Annotated in this window: 16 protein-coding genes; 9 read left to right on the forward strand and 7 right to left on the reverse strand. The window is 68.8% G+C overall.

Annotated elements, in window-relative coordinates:
• The 3 genes from A4X17_RS15625 to A4X17_RS15635 form a co-directional block, all read right to left on the reverse strand.
• Positions 1–1,196, reverse strand: a 1,196-nt coding sequence (locus A4X17_RS15625) for a chaplin family protein (RefSeq protein ID WP_064296596.1), incomplete at its 3' end; no start/stop codon positions are given.
• A 110-nt stretch (positions 1,197–1,306) separates the two neighbouring features.
• Positions 1,307–2,173: a hypothetical protein gene (locus A4X17_RS15630; RefSeq protein ID WP_064296597.1), complete on the reverse strand. Its 867-nt coding sequence runs from the start codon at positions 2,171–2,173 to the stop codon at positions 1,307–1,309.
• Between the two features lie 162 nt (positions 2,174–2,335).
• Positions 2,336–3,085 carry a phosphoglyceromutase gene (locus A4X17_RS15635; protein ID WP_064296735.1) on the reverse strand — a complete coding sequence of 250 codons (750 nt, stop codon included), beginning with the start codon at positions 3,083–3,085 and terminating at the stop codon, positions 2,336–2,338.
• A 72-nt stretch (positions 3,086–3,157) separates the two neighbouring features.
• Between A4X17_RS15635 and A4X17_RS15640 the strand changes: the two genes are divergently transcribed.
• Positions 3,158–3,982 carry a class I SAM-dependent methyltransferase gene (locus A4X17_RS15640; RefSeq protein WP_064296598.1) on the forward strand — a complete coding sequence of 275 codons (825 nt, stop codon included), beginning with the start codon at positions 3,158–3,160 and terminating at the stop codon, positions 3,980–3,982.
• A 19-nt stretch (positions 3,983–4,001) separates the two neighbouring features.
• On the opposite strand, the gene A4X17_RS15645 is transcribed toward A4X17_RS15640, so the two are convergent.
• The 4 genes from A4X17_RS15645 to A4X17_RS15660 form a co-directional block, all read right to left on the reverse strand.
• A complete protein-coding gene (locus A4X17_RS15645; protein ID WP_064296599.1) occupies positions 4,002–5,126 on the reverse strand; it encodes an FUSC family protein in 1,125 nt (374 codons plus the stop codon).
• 5 nt (positions 5,127–5,131) lie between these two features.
• On the reverse strand, positions 5,132–6,298 hold the full coding sequence (locus A4X17_RS15650) for a folate-binding protein YgfZ (RefSeq protein WP_064296600.1): 1,167 nt from the start codon (positions 6,296–6,298) through the stop codon (positions 5,132–5,134).
• Position 6,299: 1 nt separating this feature from the next.
• Complete coding sequence (locus tag A4X17_RS15655; protein WP_064296601.1) at positions 6,300–7,004, reverse strand: FABP family protein; 705 nt, start codon at positions 7,002–7,004, stop codon at positions 6,300–6,302.
• 133 nt (positions 7,005–7,137) lie between these two features.
• The gene (locus A4X17_RS15660) at positions 7,138–7,428 is read right to left on the reverse strand and encodes a hypothetical protein (RefSeq protein ID WP_064296602.1); all 291 of its coding nucleotides are present in this window, start codon (positions 7,426–7,428) and stop codon (positions 7,138–7,140) included.
• 110 nt (positions 7,429–7,538) lie between these two features.
• Here A4X17_RS15660 and A4X17_RS15665 point away from each other — a divergent pair, with 110 nt between their 5' ends.
• From A4X17_RS15665 to pstB, 8 genes are all read left to right on the forward strand, one after another.
• Positions 7,539–8,228 (forward strand): response regulator transcription factor, encoded by a 690-nt coding sequence (locus A4X17_RS15665; RefSeq protein ID WP_175116223.1) that lies wholly within the window; start codon positions 7,539–7,541, stop codon positions 8,226–8,228.
• Positions 8,200–9,105, forward strand: a complete 906-nt coding sequence (mshD, locus tag A4X17_RS15670; protein ID WP_064296604.1) for a mycothiol synthase — start codon at positions 8,200–8,202, stop codon at positions 9,103–9,105. The genes A4X17_RS15665 and mshD overlap by 29 nt, the downstream gene beginning before the upstream one ends.
• Before the next feature lie 90 nt (positions 9,106–9,195).
• A complete protein-coding gene (locus tag A4X17_RS15675; RefSeq protein WP_064296605.1) occupies positions 9,196–11,391 on the forward strand; it encodes an RNA degradosome polyphosphate kinase in 2,196 nt (731 codons plus the stop codon).
• Positions 11,392–11,443: 52 nt separating this feature from the next.
• Positions 11,444–12,382, forward strand: a complete 939-nt coding sequence (locus A4X17_RS15680) for an NUDIX domain-containing protein (RefSeq protein WP_064296606.1) — start codon at positions 11,444–11,446, stop codon at positions 12,380–12,382.
• A gap of 193 nt (positions 12,383–12,575) precedes the next feature.
• Positions 12,576–13,667, forward strand: a complete 1,092-nt coding sequence (gene pstS / locus A4X17_RS15685) for a phosphate ABC transporter substrate-binding protein PstS (RefSeq protein ID WP_082916232.1) — start codon at positions 12,576–12,578, stop codon at positions 13,665–13,667.
• Between the two features lie 139 nt (positions 13,668–13,806).
• The gene (pstC, locus tag A4X17_RS15690) at positions 13,807–14,751 is read left to right on the forward strand and encodes a phosphate ABC transporter permease subunit PstC (RefSeq protein WP_064296608.1); all 945 of its coding nucleotides are present in this window, start codon (positions 13,807–13,809) and stop codon (positions 14,749–14,751) included.
• Complete coding sequence (gene pstA, locus A4X17_RS15695; RefSeq protein WP_064296609.1) at positions 14,751–15,851, forward strand: phosphate ABC transporter permease PstA; 1,101 nt, start codon at positions 14,751–14,753, stop codon at positions 15,849–15,851. Before pstC ends, pstA begins: the two co-directional genes overlap by 1 nt.
• 20 nt (positions 15,852–15,871) lie before the next feature.
• Positions 15,872–16,651, forward strand: a complete 780-nt coding sequence (pstB, locus tag A4X17_RS15700) for a phosphate ABC transporter ATP-binding protein PstB (protein ID WP_056007815.1) — start codon at positions 15,872–15,874, stop codon at positions 16,649–16,651.
• The last annotated feature ends 1 nt before the right edge of the window (position 16,652 follow it).

Genomic DNA, 16,652 nt, shown 5'->3' on the forward strand with positions numbered 1-16,652 from the left:
GTGGTGGGGTCCGTCGGGTCGGTCGGGTCCGTGGGGTCCGTGGGGTCGGTCGGGTCCACCGGAGTGGTGGGATCGGTCGTCCCGGGACCTGCGGTCTCGCTGTCCCCGATCACGGAGATCGCGTTGCCGCCGATCGTGATCGGCAGCTCCAGGCCGAGGTCGATCTGGTTCCCACCGCCGAGGCTGTCGTCACCATCCGTGGTCGACGAGCCTCCGCCGGACGATGCCGGAGCGGAAGCCGAGGTGCCGGTCGACTCGGAGTCGCCGATCACGCTGACGGCGTTGCCGACCACGGAGATCGGGAGACCGACGTCGCCGAGGACCTGGTTGCCACCGGCGACACTGTCGTCACCGGTGGTGGTCGACGGCGATGCCGGAACAGCCGCGCCACCCGACGTGGCAGGCTCACCCGCCTGCTCACTGCTCGAATCACCGAACAACGAGATGGCGTTCCCACCGACCGTGACCGGAACGGTCACCACCGGAGACACCTGGTTCCCACCGGCGACACTGTCGTCACCGGTGGTGGTCGACGGCGATGCCGGAACAGCCGCACCACCCGACGTGGCAGGCTCACCCGCCTGCTCACTGCTCGAATCACCGAACAGCGAGATGGCGTTCCCACCGACCGTGACCGGAACAGTCACCACCGGAGACACCTGGTTCCCACCGGCGACACTGTCGTCACCGGTCGTGGTGGCCTCGTCGGTGACCGGCGAGGCGGACTCCCCCGCCGCCGGTCCGGACGTCGAACCCGACTGCTCGGCATCGCCGATGATCGAGATCGCGTTGTCCTCGACCGTCACCGGGATGGAGACGGGCAGCTGGACCTGGTTCCCGCCCGCGACACTGTCGTCACCACTGGTGGTGGCGGCCGGGGCCGGCTCGGGTGCGGGCTCCGGTGCTGGTGCGGGCTCCGGTGCTGGTGCGGGCTCCGGTGCTGGTGCGGGCTCCGGTGCTGGTGCCGGCTCCGGCGCGGGTGCCGCCTCCGGTGCGGACGTCGCCGACGAATCGCCGACGACGCTCACCGCGGTGTCGACGATCTCGACGGGGGCTTCGAGGACCACGTCGACGAGGGTTCCGCCGAGGATGCTGTCGTCCCCGGACGTGTCGGCGTTGGCCGCCGTAGCGCCGAGGAACGTGAGTCCCGCGACGAACAGGCCACAGTAGAGGCCTTTCTTGACATACGAATTCATGATTCCTGCTCCTTGCAGAGTGACTGATGTGCTCCCGTGGTCGGGAGGCTTCGGACCGTTGAACCGCCCAGTGGGCGGGCCTCCGCCGCGAACGGCAGAGTGATCCGGGGTCAGTCAGGAGAGGTATCGGAGGGGAACGTGGGTGAAGCCGGGAGGTCTTCGTCTCGCGCGGGTCCGCGACGGTCGTCGCCGGGCGCAGGGAGGATGACGGAGATCGACTGTTCGGCCGCTGCGGGACCGCCGACGGCACCACCGGAGCCGGAGGATCCGGAGCCACTCGGCGTGACGGCCCAGCGGCCGTCGGCGTCCGGCAGCAGCGGAAGGTTCGCAGGAGTGGCGGGGAGACTGGACGATCCGACGGCGGCGGCGGGCACGGCCGTGGTGAACGACGTGTCTTCGTGATCCTGGCCGCCCGACACGAGCGTCGAGTCGCGCTCCTGGACGGACGGCGGTCCGAGGACCGTCGTCGGGAGGACCGCGCCGACGGCGGTCGAGTCCGTGGCCGACACGTCCTCTGCCGGGCCCTGCGGAAGCGCTGGGACGACCGGATCGACGATCGGCGTACTGGGGACCGGGACCGCGGCGACGACGTCGGCGACGCCGGTCAACGTCTGGTCGACTGTTTGCACGACCGGATCGACGATCGCGGCGACGGGTGCTGTGCCGACGGTCTCCTCGACGACGTCGTTCACGACCGGTACCGCTGCGACGGTCTCGTCGACGACGTCGACCACCGGTTCGAGCACGGTGGTGTCGACGACGTCGACGACCTCGACGACAGCACTGACGGGGTGTTCGAGCGAGCCGACGACCTCGGTCACCGCGCCCAGGAGCGACGGATCGGTGGCACCGTCGTCGGCATGCGCGGAGGACGGCGACCCGAAGAGGGCTATCGCCGTGAACGCCGCGGCGGCGAAGCCACCGAGCGCCAGGGCGCGCCACAGGGGGAAACGGGTGCCGTCGGTCGACTGCTCCATGCGTATCCCCCCAATCGGGTTACAGTGCAGTCACTGTACGCCCAACCCCGAGGCGGTTCAACCCCTTTTTTACGACATGGAAAACCCCGGTCAGGAGGACGTTCGGCGACGATGTCGCCAAGCCGTGCTCCCGACCGGGGTGGTGGTTTGGTGGGGTTTCCGCTACTTCTTCCCCTGCGCCGCGACGGCGGCGGCGCCTGCTGCCGCGGCCTCGGGATCGAGGTAGCGAGCCGGGGCGACCGGACGGAAGTCCGCGTCGAGCTCGTAGACGAGCGGGATACCGGTGGGGATGTTCAGCTCGGCGATCTCGTCGTCCGAGATGTCGTCGAGGTGCTTCACGAGGGCGCGGAGCGAGTTGCCGTGCGCCGTCACGAGGACGGTCTTGCCGGCAGCCAGGTCGACCGTGATGTCGGACTCCCAGTAGGGCAGCATCCGGTCGATGACGTCCTTCAGGCACTCGGTGCGGGGCAGTTCGCCGTCGATCCCGACATACCGGGGGTCGTCGGCCTGCGACCACTCGTCGTCATCGGCGATCGGCGGCGGCGGCACGTCGAAGGAACGACGCCAGGTCTGGAACTGCTCCGGACCGTACTCGGCGAGCGTCTGCGCCTTGTCCTTGCCCTGCAGCGCTCCGTAGTGACGCTCGTTGAGGCGCCAGCTGCGCTTGACCGGGATCCACATGCGGTCGGCGGTCTCGAGGGCGAGGTTCGCCGTCTGGATCGCGCGGGAGAGGACCGAGGTGTACAGCACGTCCGGGGTGATGCCGGAGTCGGCGAGCAGCTCGCCCGCACGCTTGGCCTCGGTGACGCCGAGTTCGCTGAGTCGGACGTCGACCCAACCGGTGAACAGGTTCTTCTGATTCCAGTCGCTGTTGCCGTGGCGCAGCAGGACGAGGGTGTAAGTCTCAGGCATGTCCCCCAGCATACCGACGGCGCATGACCGCGAGGTGGACGATGACCCCGCTCCGTGAGGGAGAATGGGTCCATGCCCGTCGGATCGATCACCCGCGGGACGACGGGTACGAACCGGCTCCGGCGGGTGGACCGCTGGATCGCGATCCACCCCTCGCTCAGACGGACGACGAACCCGCTGGTGGTGGACCTCGGCTACGGCGCGAGCGGCGTCACGGCGTTCGAACTGCACGACCGACTGCTCGCCGTCCGACCCGACCTACGGGTCATCGGATTCGAGATCGAGCCGGGGCGCGTCCGCACCGCTGATGCGCAGCTGCGGCAGGTGCGAGCGGGCACGACCCGGTTCATGCCGACGGCTGCGGTCTCCTTCGCGCGCGGCGGGTTCGAGGTGCCGACCGGCGACGACCGCCCCACGGTGATCCGGGCGTTCAACGTGCTCCGGCAGTACGACGAAGTCGAGGTCGCGGGGGCCTGGCGCCTCATGGCGTCGCGGCTGCAGCCCGGCGGTGTGCTCGTCGAAGGGACGTGCGACGAGATCGGACGGGTGTCCAGCTGGATCGCGGTCGACGACCAGGGGCGTGGTGAGTCGTTCTCCATCAGTCTGCGACTCGCCGAGCTCGAGCTGCCGTCCATCGTGGCCGAACGACTGCCGAAGGCGCTGATCCACCACAACGTACCGGGCGAACGGGTCCATGCGCTCATGACGGACCTCGACCGCGCCTGGCGGATGCACGCACCCCTGGCGGTCTACAGCCCGGTCCAGCGCTGGTTGGCGACCGTCGGGACGCTCCGGGACAGCGGGTGGCCGGTGCTGGCCGGCCGCAGCCGCTGGCGCCTCGGCGAGCTGACACTGCCGTGGTCGGCTGTCGCCCCGAATCCCTCCCCGACGGACTGAGCGTCGGGGAACGCAGCCGTCAGAGCGAGGGCAGCGCCGCCTGCGCCTCCGGCGTCGGCAGCCCCGTCGCCGTGAGCAGATCGACGAGGTACGGCCGGAGTACGAGCACGAGCGCCTGCTCGGAGACCGAGGCGTCGGGGAGCACGGCGACCGGCTCGAGGTGCTTCGCGATCTCCAGTAGGGACTGCCTCGCGACCGGCTGCTGGGCGATGTCACCGATCGACTGCGACAGGATGCCGAGCGCGACGGAGGTGCGCGCGAGCAGGTCCGCGAGCTCGGGACGGCTCGTCGCGTCGCGCGACACGTAGTCGATGCGCCGGGCGATCACCCGGAGGTTGCGGGTCGCGAGGTCCATGCCGTCGAGCATGGTCCGCTGCCGTTCCAGGTCGAACACCGCCTTGCGGAGGAACGGCGAGATGCGCGCGATGGCGAGTCCTGAGTCGAGGGTTCCGCGCCACGCGTCCAGGGCCGGCTGGGTGGCCCTCGCCCGTGCGAGCGCGCGGTCCGCCTCCTCGAGGTCGCCGAGACGGAGGGCGGCGACGAGCGAGGCGAGGGTCCGGACGTGTTCGTCGATGAGCCGCTGGCCGTCACGGCGAGCACTCCGGCGCGGGTCGCGCGGGATGAGCGCGGTCGCGAGCAGGGCGAAGACCCCGCCGATCAGACCGTCGAGGGTGCGCACGAACGGGCCCCCGTCGGGCACGGGCAGGAGCATGACGAGGACGGACTGCACCGCCGCCGCGATCGCGAACGACGCCGCCGGCGACAGGAACCGGGCGACGAGCAGCGTGAGCACGAGCGCGACCGCGAGTTGCCACGTCCCCTGACCGAAGCCGAGGAGCAGGATCTCGGCAAGCGCGATCCCGACGCTCATCCCCACAGCCGTCTCGAGCACCCGGATCGGGCGGGCGTCGCGAACGAAGCCGAGACTCGAGATCGTCACGGTCAAGGCGAGGAGTGGCACGGCGTGCCCGAGTACGTAGTGGGAGAACGCGTACGCGCCGATCGCCGTGGCGCTGACCTGCAGCACGGCCGGCACGGATCCGACCAGACGATGCCAGGCGTCGCCGAGCGCGATGCGGCGACGAACCGCAGCGGTCCATCGGTCGACCCGTACGCCCGGGTCCGAGGCGCCGTCGCTCCCCACCGGGGTCAGCGCCGGACGGCGCCGAGTCGCGGCAGCCGCGGCACGTTCGCCGTGGCCCCGGCATCCGCCGGCACGACGATCTCCTGCGACGCCGCGACGTCGATGCCGTCGGCCTCCACCGTCAGCACGGCCGCCGGATCCGCGGAGCGCTTGACGATCGCCAACGCCACCGGGCCCAACTCGTGGTGGATCGCGCTCGAGGTGATGCGTCCGACGGGTTTCCGGATCGCGTCGTCGCCGTCGCCGACGAGCACCACGTTCGAACCGGCCGGCGGCAGGACCGCGTCGGAGCCGTCGAGGAGGAGCATGACGAGACGCCGCGGCGGATGCCCGAGGTTGTGCACCTTGGCGACCGTCTCCTGACCGCGATAGCAGCCCTTGTTCAAGTGGACGGCAGAGCGCAGCCAGTCGAGCTCGTGCGGGATGCTCCGTTCGTCGACCTCGGACTGCAACCGCGGGCGCCACGCGGCGATGCGCAGGGCTTCTGCGGCCAACGAACCCGCGGCGGAGAACGCCCCCACGCGGATCTGCTGCACGAGCGACTCGAGCTGCTCGCGCGCGACGATCGTCTCGGTCCACGTCCACGCTGCACCCGGGTGCTCACCCGTCGCGTACTGATGCCCGCCGACCGCGACCTCGGACCACGGATCGTGCCAGACGAGCGGCATGCCGTTCGGCTCCGCGGCCTCGACCGTGAGACCCGCCGCCGCACCGATCACGGCGTACCGCTCGGTCACGATGGCCACCTCGACGCGCAGCATGAACCGCATCCGATCGAGCCAGGCGTGGAGGGGCGCAGCATCGTCGGCCTCGGTGACGAGCCACGTGGTCGTCCCGTCGTCGAGCAGCTTGACCGCGTGCTCGATCCGGCCGCTCTGGTCGAGGAAGAGGGTCTCCGTGGAGATGCCGGCGGACAGCGACCGCAGCTCCTGGCTCGTGATGGAGTTGAGCCAGCTCAGCCGATCAGGGCCGGTGACCGTCACGATGCCACGGTTCGAGAGGTCGACGATCGCCTTCCCGCTGGCGATGAGGCGCTGCTCGATGTTCGGGCTGCCGTAATGGGAGGGGACGCCGTGGTCGACGGCGTCCGCCTGTTCGACGGCACCCGGCAGCGTGAGGAAGGGCGAGCCCGGAATCGCTTCCGGCGTGACCGCTCCGGTGGGATCGGTCACGTCAGTCGGCTTTGGCCAGGCGCGCCGAGGCGTGCGTCCGGAGATCCTGCCCCAGGGCGGCGATGTCCCAGGCCCAGAGCAGGTGGTTCTCCACGAGGCCGTACAGGCGGGTCGCGGCGGCGTACTCCTTGGCTCCAGCGGTCCGGACGACGGCGTCGGTCGCGAGGTCGATCCGCGGGCCGTCGATCTGACCGAGGTAGAGCTCGCTCACACCGTTCGGGTGGACGATCGAGACCTGTAGGGGGAAGGCGCCGGTCGACGTACGCAGCGTCTCGACCGATTGCGCCGTGCCGAACGGGCGGGGGCCCTGCCCTGGGAGCATCCCCGGCCCGGGATCGCCTTCGATCAACGGGCGCTCGAGGCGCCAGTAACCCGTCTCGGTGACGAGCGGCTCGAGCACACCGGACTCGTCGACCGGGTGCGCCTCGGGCGCGACGTCCGCAGCGGTGTCGTCCGACAGGGCGTCCTCGTCCGTGGACGAGGCCCCCTCGGCGTCACGAGGGGGCTGCTCGGGCAGGAGCCAGGTGTAGGAGTTGTAGTTCAGGTACGGCAGGCCGTCGTGGCTGAAGCTCACGCGCTGACCGAACTCGCGGGTCACGGTCTCGTCGCCGACCCGGTAGTCGATGACGCCGGTGCCCTCCCAGACGCCGATGAGCCATGACAGCGGGACCAGTTCGCTCGGCAGGCCGCTCGGGATCTCGATCATCGAGGGACCCGGACTAGCGCTGACCGCGGTACAGGTTCTTCAGCACGACCACCGCGGTGAACGCGATGGCGAGACTGGCGAGGACGAGCAAGCCGATGAAGAAGATTTCGAGAGCGAGCAGCATGGGGAAAGTCTACCCCGAGGCCAGGGCGATGAGGCCATACACGGCACCGCCGATGGCGAGGATGAGGACGGCGCCGGTGACGCTCGTCGACATCCGATCGACGAATCCCACCTTCTGCCGCGTCAACAGCTGTGCCGAGAACGCGGCCAGCGTGCAGAGGCCGAGCGTGGCCGACAGCCCGAAGAAGGTCTCCCCCGGACTCCAGAGCAGGCCGGACACGACGACACCGACGAGCGCGAGCGCCCAGATGGAGACGACGCTGATCCAGCGCAGCCGGGGGGAGAGAGTGGTTTCGCTCACGGACCCATTGTCACAGAGCGGACGCCATCCGACCACCAGCGGGCGCCCGGTGCGACGTGGGGTGCGGTCGTTCGCCTAATATGGTTCCAAACTCAGTCGGGAGGATGCGCGTGGCGCAAATTTTGGTCTTGACCTCCATGGTCGGCACCGAGGTCCTCCCATCCCTCGGGCTCCTGAGCCACCGCACCCGGCAGATCCCCGCCGACCCCGCACAACTCGTGAACGCTCCGAGTTCGGATCTCGTCCTCGTCGACGCCCGCCAGGATCTCGCGAGTGCCAAGTCACTCTGCAAGATCCTCGGTGCGTCCGGGCTGTCGGTCCCACTCCTCCTCATCCTGACCGAGGGCGGCCTCACGGCCGTCAGCGCCGACTGGGGTGTGAACGACGTCATCCTCGAATCCGCCGGGCCGGCCGAGGTCGACGCGCGGATCCGGCTCGCGATCGGCCGCGCCTCGCAGGAGCACTCGGCGAGCAAGATCCAGGCGTCCGGCGTCGTCATCGACGAGGCCAGCTACTCCGCGAAGGTCCACGGCAAGCCGCTCGACCTCACCTTCAAGGAGTTCGAACTGCTCCGCTTCTTCGCGACCCACCCCTCCCGGGTGTTCACGCGCGAGCAGTTGCTGAGCGAGGTCTGGGGCTACGACTACTTCGGCGGTACGCGAACCGTCGACGTCCACGTCCGCCGGTTGCGCGCCAAGCTCGGCGACCTCGAGCAGCTCATCGGCACCGTGCGCAACGTCGGCTACCGCTTCAACGTCTACGAGGACGATCATGCCCCGGCTGACGCTGTCGGTTCGTAACGTCGACGACGCCCGCACCCGGGATGCGCTCGAGCGCGTCGTGCGCACGGCGTCGCTCGTCGACGGCCAGCCGCCGTTCAGCGATCAGTCGCTCATCGACGCCGCGTCCGGCGCCCGGACGCTGATCCTCGCCGTCGAACCACAGGACCCGCCGGTCGACTCCGACGACTTCGCCGTCGTGGGAGCGGCCATCCTCGGACATGGCGAGCTGGAGTTCGTCGTCGAGCCCGAGTGGCGGGGCCACGGCTACGGTCGCGCCGCACTGCGCGGCGTCCTCGCCAACTGTCCCCCGCAGGTGCGCATCTGGGCACATGGCGACCACCCCGCCTCCCGGGTGCTCGCGCAGGAGTTCGGCTTCTCGCCGATCAGGACGCTGCTGCAGCTCCGCCTGACCAAGACGCCCACGAGCCGCGCGCGACCGGCCACCGCCGGGCACGCTGATGTCACGGTCGGCACGTTCCGACCGGGAATCGACGAGGAGGAGTGGCTCGAAGTCAACGCGCTCGCCTTCGCCGACCACCCAGAGCAGGGACGCATGACCCTCGACGATCTCCGCGCCCGGGAGGCCGAGTCCTGGTTCGACGCCGACGACTTCCTGCTCGCACGAGGCTCCGACGGCGACCTCCTCGGGTTCATCTGGTTGAAGGTCGAGGACACGGTCGGCGAGGTCTACGCGGTCGGCGTGCACCCGGCGGCCAGTGGCCGAGGGCTCGGGCGGCTCCTGATGGAGGCCGGCCTGGCCCGCCTGCGGGATCGACGGGTGGAGGCGGTCACGCTCTACGTCGAAGCCGACAACCTCCCCGCCGTGTCGCTGTACCGATCGCTCGGATTCACCGACCACACCATCGACGTGCAGTACGCGAGAACCGACGCCTGATCCCCTCCACAGCGGTGTGGCACTGCGGCATTTACACAGTGTTCACCGCAGTCGTCGCGACCACCCCCGCCACGGTGTCATGATGAAGGCATGCCAGCAGACCCAACCGTGCTCGATGTCGGCCTCGATGGAGACGAAGAGGACTTCGACCCCGCCTTCGAGCGGAACGATCCCGCGCTGCCCGAACACCGCTACCTCGACCGCGAACTCAGCTGGCTCGCCTTCAACCAGCGTGTGCTCGAGCTCGCCGAAGACCCCGCGCTACCCGTCCTCGAACGCGCCAACTTCCTCGCGATCTTCGCCTCGAACCTCGACGAGTTCTTCATGGTGCGGGTCGCCGGCCTGAAGCGCCGCATCCTCACGGGCCTGGCGGTACCGACCAACGTCGGCAACGCTCCGGCCGACGTCCTGTCCGAGATCTCGCAGCAGGCGCACGTCCTGCAGGAACGGCATGCCCGCGCCTGGCACGACCTCGTCCGCCCCGACCTCGCCGAACGCGGGGTCACGGTCGTCACCTGGGACTCACTCGACGCAGCCGACCGCGAGTACCTCAGCGAGTACTTCAGCAACCAGGTCTTCCCGGTGCTCATGCCGCTCGCGGTGGACCCGGCCCACCCGTTCCCCTACATCTCCGGCCTCTCGTTGAACCTCGCGGTCCGAGTGCGGAACACCCGGACCGGGCGCGAGGAGTTCGCCCGGCTCAAGGTCCCGCAGATGATGCCGCGCTTCGTCCGCGTCGGTCCGGCGGAGCGCCGTTCCGCGTCTCTGGACACCGCCCCCAGCGTGCGCTACATCGCCCTCGAGGAGGTCATCGCCAACCACCTCGGCCACCTCTTCCCCGGCATGGAGATCGTCGACCACCACGTCTTCCGCGTCACACGCAACGAGGACATGGTGATCGAGGAGGACGAGACCGAGAACCTCATCCAGGCCCTCGAGAAGGAGCTGCTGCGCCGCCGGTTCGGGCCGCCCATCCGGCTCGAGATCACCGACGACATGGACGACGTCACCCTCGGACTCCTCGTCCGCGAACTCGACATCACCGAGCAGGAGGTCTACCGCCTGCCATCGCCGCTCGACCTCGGCGGCCTCTTCAGCCTCGCCGGCATCGACCGTCCGGACCTCCAGTACCCGAAGCGGGTACCGACCACGGCGCTGCAGTTCCAGCCCGACGAACCGAACGGCAAGCCCGACCTCTTCCGGTCGATCGCCCGTGAGGACGTCCTGGTCCACCACCCGTACGAGTCCTTCGCCACGAGCGTGCAGGCGTTCATCGAGCAGGCCGCCGCCGACCCGCACGTGCTCGCGATCAAGCAGACCCTGTACCGGACCTCGGGCGACAGCCCCATCGTCGAAGCACTCATCGACGCGGCGGAGGCCGGCAAGCAGGTCCTCGCGCTGGTCGAGATCAAGGCCCGGTTCGACGAGCAGAACAACATCTCCTGGGCCAGGAAGCTCGAGAAGGCCGGCGTCCACGTGGTCTACGGCCTCGTCGGGCTGAAGACGCACTGCAAGCTCGCGCTCGTCGTCCGACAGGAGCGCGGGGTCCTGCGCCACTACAGCCACATCGGCACGGGCAACTACAACCCGAAGACGAGCCGCATCTACGAGGACCTCGGTCTCTTCACGGCCGACGACCAGGTCGGTAAGGACCTCACCCGCCTCTTCAACGAGCTGTCCGGCTACGCGATCGAGAAGAAGTTCAAGCGCCTCCTGGTCGCGCCGCGCCACCTGCGCAAGGGCCTCCTCAAGCACATCGAGCAGGAGCGCACGAACGCCGAGGAGGGCAAGCCGTCCGGGATCCGCATCAAGGTCAACTCGATGGTGGACGAGGCGATCATCGACGCGCTCTACCGGGCCAGCCAGGCGGGGGTCCCGGTCGACCTGTGGGTCCGCGGGATCTGCGCGCTGAAGCCCGGCCAGCCGGGGATGAGCGAGACGATCCGCGTGCGCTCCATCCTCGGGCGCTACCTCGAACACTCGCGCATCTTCTCGTTCCACAACGACGGGGACCCGCACGTGTTCATCGGCAGTGCCGACATGATGCACCGCAACCTCGACCGCCGCGTCGAGGCGCTCGTCAGGCTCACCGACCCGAAGCACCTCGAGGCGACCGCCGCGATGTTCGAGCAGGCACTCGACGAGCAGACGTCGTCGTGGTGGCTCGACGCCGACGGCGTCTGGACGCGCCACGCGGTCGACGCTGACGGACGACCGCTCACGGATCTGCAAGACTCCCTCATGCTCGAGACCGCGGCCCGCCGCCGGCCGAGGAACCGTCGCTGACGACTTCGCACCGCGACCCACCCGAGCACCACGACACGACGAGGCAGTGACTATGACGACGACGGCAATCTACGCAGCCGGTGCCGTGTGCTGGCGCCTCATCGACGGCAAGGTCCACCTCCTCGTCATCCACCGGACGGTGTACGGCGACGTCACGATCCCCAAGGGCAAGGTCGATCCCGGGGAGACGCTCGCGCAGACGGCCGTGCGGGAGATCAAAGAGGAGACCGGCCTGAGCGTCCACCTCGGTGTGCCGCTCGGCGTCTCCACGTACCCCCTGTCGAGCGGTCGCGAGAAGATCGTCCACTACTGGTCCGCGGAGGTCACCGACCAGGCCGTCCGCGAGAGCACGTTCATCCCGAACGGCGAGGTCGCAGCTCTGGAGTGGGTCACCGTCAAACGGGCACGGAGCTACCTCAGCTACGAGCGCGACGTGGAGATCCTCGACGCCTTCGCCGCGCTGGTCGACGAAGGTGTCACCGCGACCTTCGCCCTCATCGCGATGCGCCACGGGAAGGCCACGTCGCCCTCGGAATGGTCCGGTGAGGACGCGACCAGGCCGCTGGCGCCGCGCGGGGTCAAGCAGGCCGCGGGGAACGTCCCGACCCTGCTGGCCTTCGGCCCCCGCAAGATCGTGACGAGCACGGCCGTGCGCTGCGTCAGCACCGTCAGCCCGATCGCCGCGGCCGCGGGTATCGAGCCCAAACGCTCCGACCTCATCAGCCAGGACGCCTACGAGCGGGGCGAATCCGACGTCCGCCGGGTCGTCGGTCGCCGTGTCCGGGCGCTCAAGACGGCCATCCTCTGCAGCCACGGGCCGGTCCTCCCCGAGATCCTGCACGAGATCGCGCTCGCCACCGGGTCCACCCGAGGCTCCTACCTCGGGAGCGCCGCCGCACTCGAGACCGGGGCGTTCTCCATCGTGCACCTCTCTCGGACGAATCCGAGCTCCGGCATCATCGCGATCGAGACGCACGAACCCCGCGTCTGACCCATCCGATCGCAGCCCCTGAACAGGGGCCGTTCGTGGTGCATTCGCGGCGTCGCCACGTCGGACGCCATGAACCCGTCGATATCCGTTCACCCGTTGTTTACCATCACGGGGGATGCTCGTCATGCCGCATGGTTAGCGTCACTGACGAGCCAGCACCGGCTCGCACCCACACCAATGAATGGACATCCCTGTGAAGTTCTCACGTTTCGGCCGCGTCGCGGTCGTAGCAGCAGTCGCAGCCGTCGCACTGACCTCCTGTGCGGCCAACGAAGGCGGCGCCACAGCCACGAGCGCAGCCGCCAGCGACCTCAAGGGCAGCCTGGCCGGTAGCGGCGCATCGTCGCAGGGCAGCGCCCAGGAAGCCTGGGTCGCCGCCTTCCAGACGGCCAACCCGGACGTCACCATCAACTACTCCCCCGACGGCTCCGGCGCCGGCCGCAAGGCGTTCATCGCCGGCGGTGTGCAGTTCGCCGGTTCCGACTCGGCGCTGTCCGACGAGGAGCTCACGAGCACCTTCGCCGCATGCGCCGCGGACACCAAGGCGATCGACCTCCCGGTCTACATCTCCCCGATCGCGGTCATCTTCAACATCGAGGGTGTCGACGAGCTCAACCTCGACGCCTCGACCATCGCGAAGATCTTCGCGGGTCAGATCACCAGCTGGGACGACCCGGCGATCGTCGCTCTGAACCCCGACGCGAAGCTCCCCTCCACGGCCATCACCGCCGTCCACCGTTCGGACGACTCGGGTACGACGAAGAACTTCGCCGACTACCTGGGCAAGAACGCGCCCGACGTCTGGACCGCTGAGCCGGCCGACACCTTCCCGTTCCAGTCGGGTGAGGGCGCCAAGGGCACCTCCGGTGTCGTCGACACCGTCAAGGGTGGCACCGGCACCATCGGCTACGCCGACGCGTCGAAGGCCGGCGACCTCGGTGTCGCGAAGATCAAGGTCGGCGACGAGTTCGTCGAGTACAGCGCCGAGGGTGCTGCAGCCGTCGTCGAGGGCTCGCCGCTCGTCGAAGGCCGCGAGGCGAACGACATCGCCATCAAGCTCGACCGCGAGACCACGGACGCGACCCACTACCCGATCGTGCTCGTGAGCTACCTCATCGCCTGCCAGGAGTACGCCGACCCGAAGGTCGCCGACCTCGTCAAGGCGTACGCCGGCTACATCGCCAGCGACGCCGGCCAGGAAGAGGCTGCGAAGTCGGCCGGTGCTGCGCCGCTCTCCGCCGACCTCGCCAAGAAGGTCCAGGACGCGATCGCGACCATCAAGTAGTCGAACGGTCGAGCGTGCCGGGCCTTGCCCGGCACGCTCGACCTGCGTCACCAGTACTCGCAACACTCGCAACACCCGCAGTAGCCGCTCCCCGAGTCCGTCGAGGGGCACCACCATCGCATCGAGAGAACGGGAACCCATGGCTGTCGAGGCCCTAGCTGCGAGACCCAAAGCCAAGCAACGAGTCGGCGACCGCGTCTTCTCGACGCTCTCCCTCGTCTCCGGATCGCTCATCCTCGTCATCCTGGCGGCGGTCGCGATCTTCCTCATCGTCCAGGCGTTCCCGGCCCTCACGGCCGACTCCTCGTCGTTCACCGGTGCTCCGACGAGCTTCTGGGCCTACGTCGGCCCCTTCGTCTTCGGAACCATCTGGGCGGCCATCCTCGCCCTCGCGATCGCCGTGCCGCTCTCGCTCGGGATCGCGCTCTTCATCACCCACTACGCGCCGCGACGACTCGCGGTCGCCCTCGGCTACGTCATCGACCTCCTGGCCGCCGTGCCGTCGGTCGTCTACGGCCTCTGGGGCGCGCTCGTGCTCGCGCCGTTCGTCCAGCCCTTCTTCGCCTGGCTGTCCGAGAACCTCGGATGGATCCCGCTCTTCGGTGGCACGGTGTCCGGCACCGGTCGCACGATCCTCACCGTCGCCCTCGTGCTCGCGGTCATGATCATCCCGATCATCACGGCCATCTCCCGGGAGATCTTCCTCCAGACCCCGAAGCTCCACGAGGAGGCCGCACTCGCGCTCGGCGCGACGCGCTGGGAGATGATCCAGATGGCGGTCCTGCCGTTCGGCCGTCCCGGCATCGTGTCCGCCTCGATGCTGGGCCTCGGACGAGCGCTCGGCGAGACGATGGCTGTGGCCCTCGTGCTCTCCCCCGCCGCCGTCTACTCATTCTTCCTGCTCACCTCGAGCAACCCGAACACCATCGCGGCGAACATCGCCCTGAACTTCCCCGAGTCCTTCGGCATCGACGTGAACAAGCTCATCGCCACCGGCCTGATCCTGTTCATCATCACCTTCGTGGTGAACTTCATCGCCAGACTCATCGTCAACCGTCGTAAAGAATTCTCGGGAGCGAACTGATGACCGCCACGACCGACCGCCGTCAGGCGTCCATCGCCACGCCGTTCTCCAACTCGCTCACCGCGGGCAAGCTGCCGAGGTTCGCTCCGCTCACCATCCTCGCGGGCAGCCTCATCGTCAGCGGAGTCATCTTCCTGCTGCTGCAGCAGTCGACCGCCGACAAGAGCTACAACGTCCCCGGGGCCGTCGTGCTCGGCGCCGCGCTCTACGCGGTCACCGTCTACGTCGCGTCACTCATGGTCGAAGGTCGCCGGAAAGCCAAGGACCGCCTGCTCACCACCCTGGTGACCGCGGCCTTCGTCGTCGCCCTCCTGCCGCTCGTCTCGGTCGCCATCACGGTGATCTCGGCCGGCGCCGCCCGGTTCGACCTCAACTACTTCTCGCTGTCGATGCGGAACGTCGTCGGTGAGGGCGGTGGCGCGCTGCACGCCATCACCGGCACGCTGCTCATCACGCTGGCCACGTCGATCATCTCCATCCCGATCGGCATCCTGACCGCCATCTACCTCGTCGAGTACGGCCGTGGACGGCTGGCGCAGGGCATCACCTTCCTGGTCGACGTCATGACCGGCATCCCGTCGATCGTCGCCGGCCTGTTCGCGTTCGCCCTCCTCGCGATCTTCTTCGGCCCGGGCGTCCGGCTCGGCATCGGAGGCGCCATCGCGCTGTCGCTGCTCATGATCCCCGTCGTCGTGCGGTCGAGCGAGGAGATGCTGAAGCTCGTTCCGAACGAACTGCGCGAGGCCTCCTACGCGCTCGGTGTGCCGAAGTGGCTGACCATCCTCAAGATCGTCCTCCCGACCTCGATCGCCGGCATCATCACCGGTGTGACGCTCGCCGTCGCCCGCGTCATCGGTGAGACCGCGCCCCTCCTGATCATCGCCGGCTTCACCCAGAGCATGAACTACAACCTCTTCGACGGCCCGATGATGACCCTCCCGGTCTTCGTGTACACCCAGTACGCGAACCAGGGCACCGACGGGGCCTCCTACGTGGACCGCGCCTGGACCGGCGCGCTCGTCCTCATCCTCATCGTCATGGCGCTGAACCTCATCGCCCGACTCATCGCCAAGATCTTCGCCCCCAAGTTCGGCCGCTAGGCCGCGAGCAAAGGAACCCCGTGTCCAAGAGCATCGAAGTCAACGACCTCAACGTCTTCTACGGCAGCTTCATGGCCGTCGAGGGCGTCTCCCTCCAGATCCAGCCCCGCACGGTCACCGCGTTCATCGGCCCCTCCGGCTGTGGGAAGTCGACCTTCCTCCGCACCCTGAACCGCATGCACGAGGTCATCCCCGGCGCACGCGTCGAGGGCGAGGTCCTCATCGACGGCAACAACCTCTACGGCCCGGGCGTCGACCCGGTCCTCGTCCGTCGCCAGGTCGGCATGGTCTTCCAGCGCCCGAACCCGTTCCCGACGATGAGCATCAAGGAGAACGTCCTCGCGGGCGTCAAGCTCAACAACCGGAAGATGTCGAAGTCCGACCAGGACGCGCTCGTCGAGCGTTCGCTCCAGGGCGCCAACCTCTGGAACGAGGTGAAGGACCGCCTCGACAAGCCGGGCTCCGGCCTCTCCGGTGGTCAGCAGCAGCGTCTCTGCATCGCCCGCGCCATCGCAGTCTCCCCCGACGTCGTCCTGATGGACGAGCCCTGCTCGGCCCTCGACCCGATCTCCACGCTCGCCATCGAAGACCTCATCGAGGAGCTCAAGCAGGAGTACACGATCGTGATCGTGACGCACAACATGCAGCAGGCGAGCCGCGTCAGCGACAAGACCGCGTTCTTCAACATCGCGGGCACCGGCAAGCCGGGCAAGCTCATCGAGTACGACGACACCACGACGATGTTCTCGAAGCCGTCCGTCCAGGCGACCGAGGACTACGTCTCGGGTCGCTTCGGTTGAT

The sequence above is a fragment of the Plantibacter sp. H53 genome, from assembly GCF_001650455.1.
In the GTDB taxonomy this organism is placed as follows: domain Bacteria; phylum Actinomycetota; class Actinomycetes; order Actinomycetales; family Microbacteriaceae; genus Plantibacter; species Plantibacter flavus_A.

Excerpts from the sequence above, each read along its gene's own strand:
- A4X17_RS15675 (WP_064296605.1), top strand. The coding sequence starts at position 9,196 with ATGCCAGCAGACCCAACCGTGCTCGATGTCGGCCTCGATGGAGACGAA.
- mshD (WP_064296604.1), top strand. The coding sequence starts at position 8,200 with ATGCCCCGGCTGACGCTGTCGGTTCGTAACGTCGACGACGCCCGCACC.
- pstA (WP_064296609.1), top strand. The coding sequence starts at position 14,751 with ATGACCGCCACGACCGACCGCCGTCAGGCGTCCATCGCCACGCCGTTC.
- A4X17_RS15630 (WP_064296597.1), bottom strand. The coding sequence starts at position 2,173 with ATGGAGCAGTCGACCGACGGCACCCGTTTCCCCCTGTGGCGCGCCCTG.
- A4X17_RS15655 (WP_064296601.1), bottom strand. The coding sequence starts at position 7,004 with ATGATCGAGATCCCGAGCGGCCTGCCGAGCGAACTGGTCCCGCTGTCA.
- A4X17_RS15640 (WP_064296598.1), top strand. The coding sequence starts at position 3,158 with ATGCCCGTCGGATCGATCACCCGCGGGACGACGGGTACGAACCGGCTC.
- A4X17_RS15635 (WP_064296735.1), bottom strand. The coding sequence starts at position 3,085 with ATGCCTGAGACTTACACCCTCGTCCTGCTGCGCCACGGCAACAGCGAC.
- A4X17_RS15680 (WP_064296606.1), top strand. The coding sequence starts at position 11,444 with ATGACGACGACGGCAATCTACGCAGCCGGTGCCGTGTGCTGGCGCCTC.
- pstC (WP_064296608.1), top strand. The coding sequence starts at position 13,807 with ATGGCTGTCGAGGCCCTAGCTGCGAGACCCAAAGCCAAGCAACGAGTC.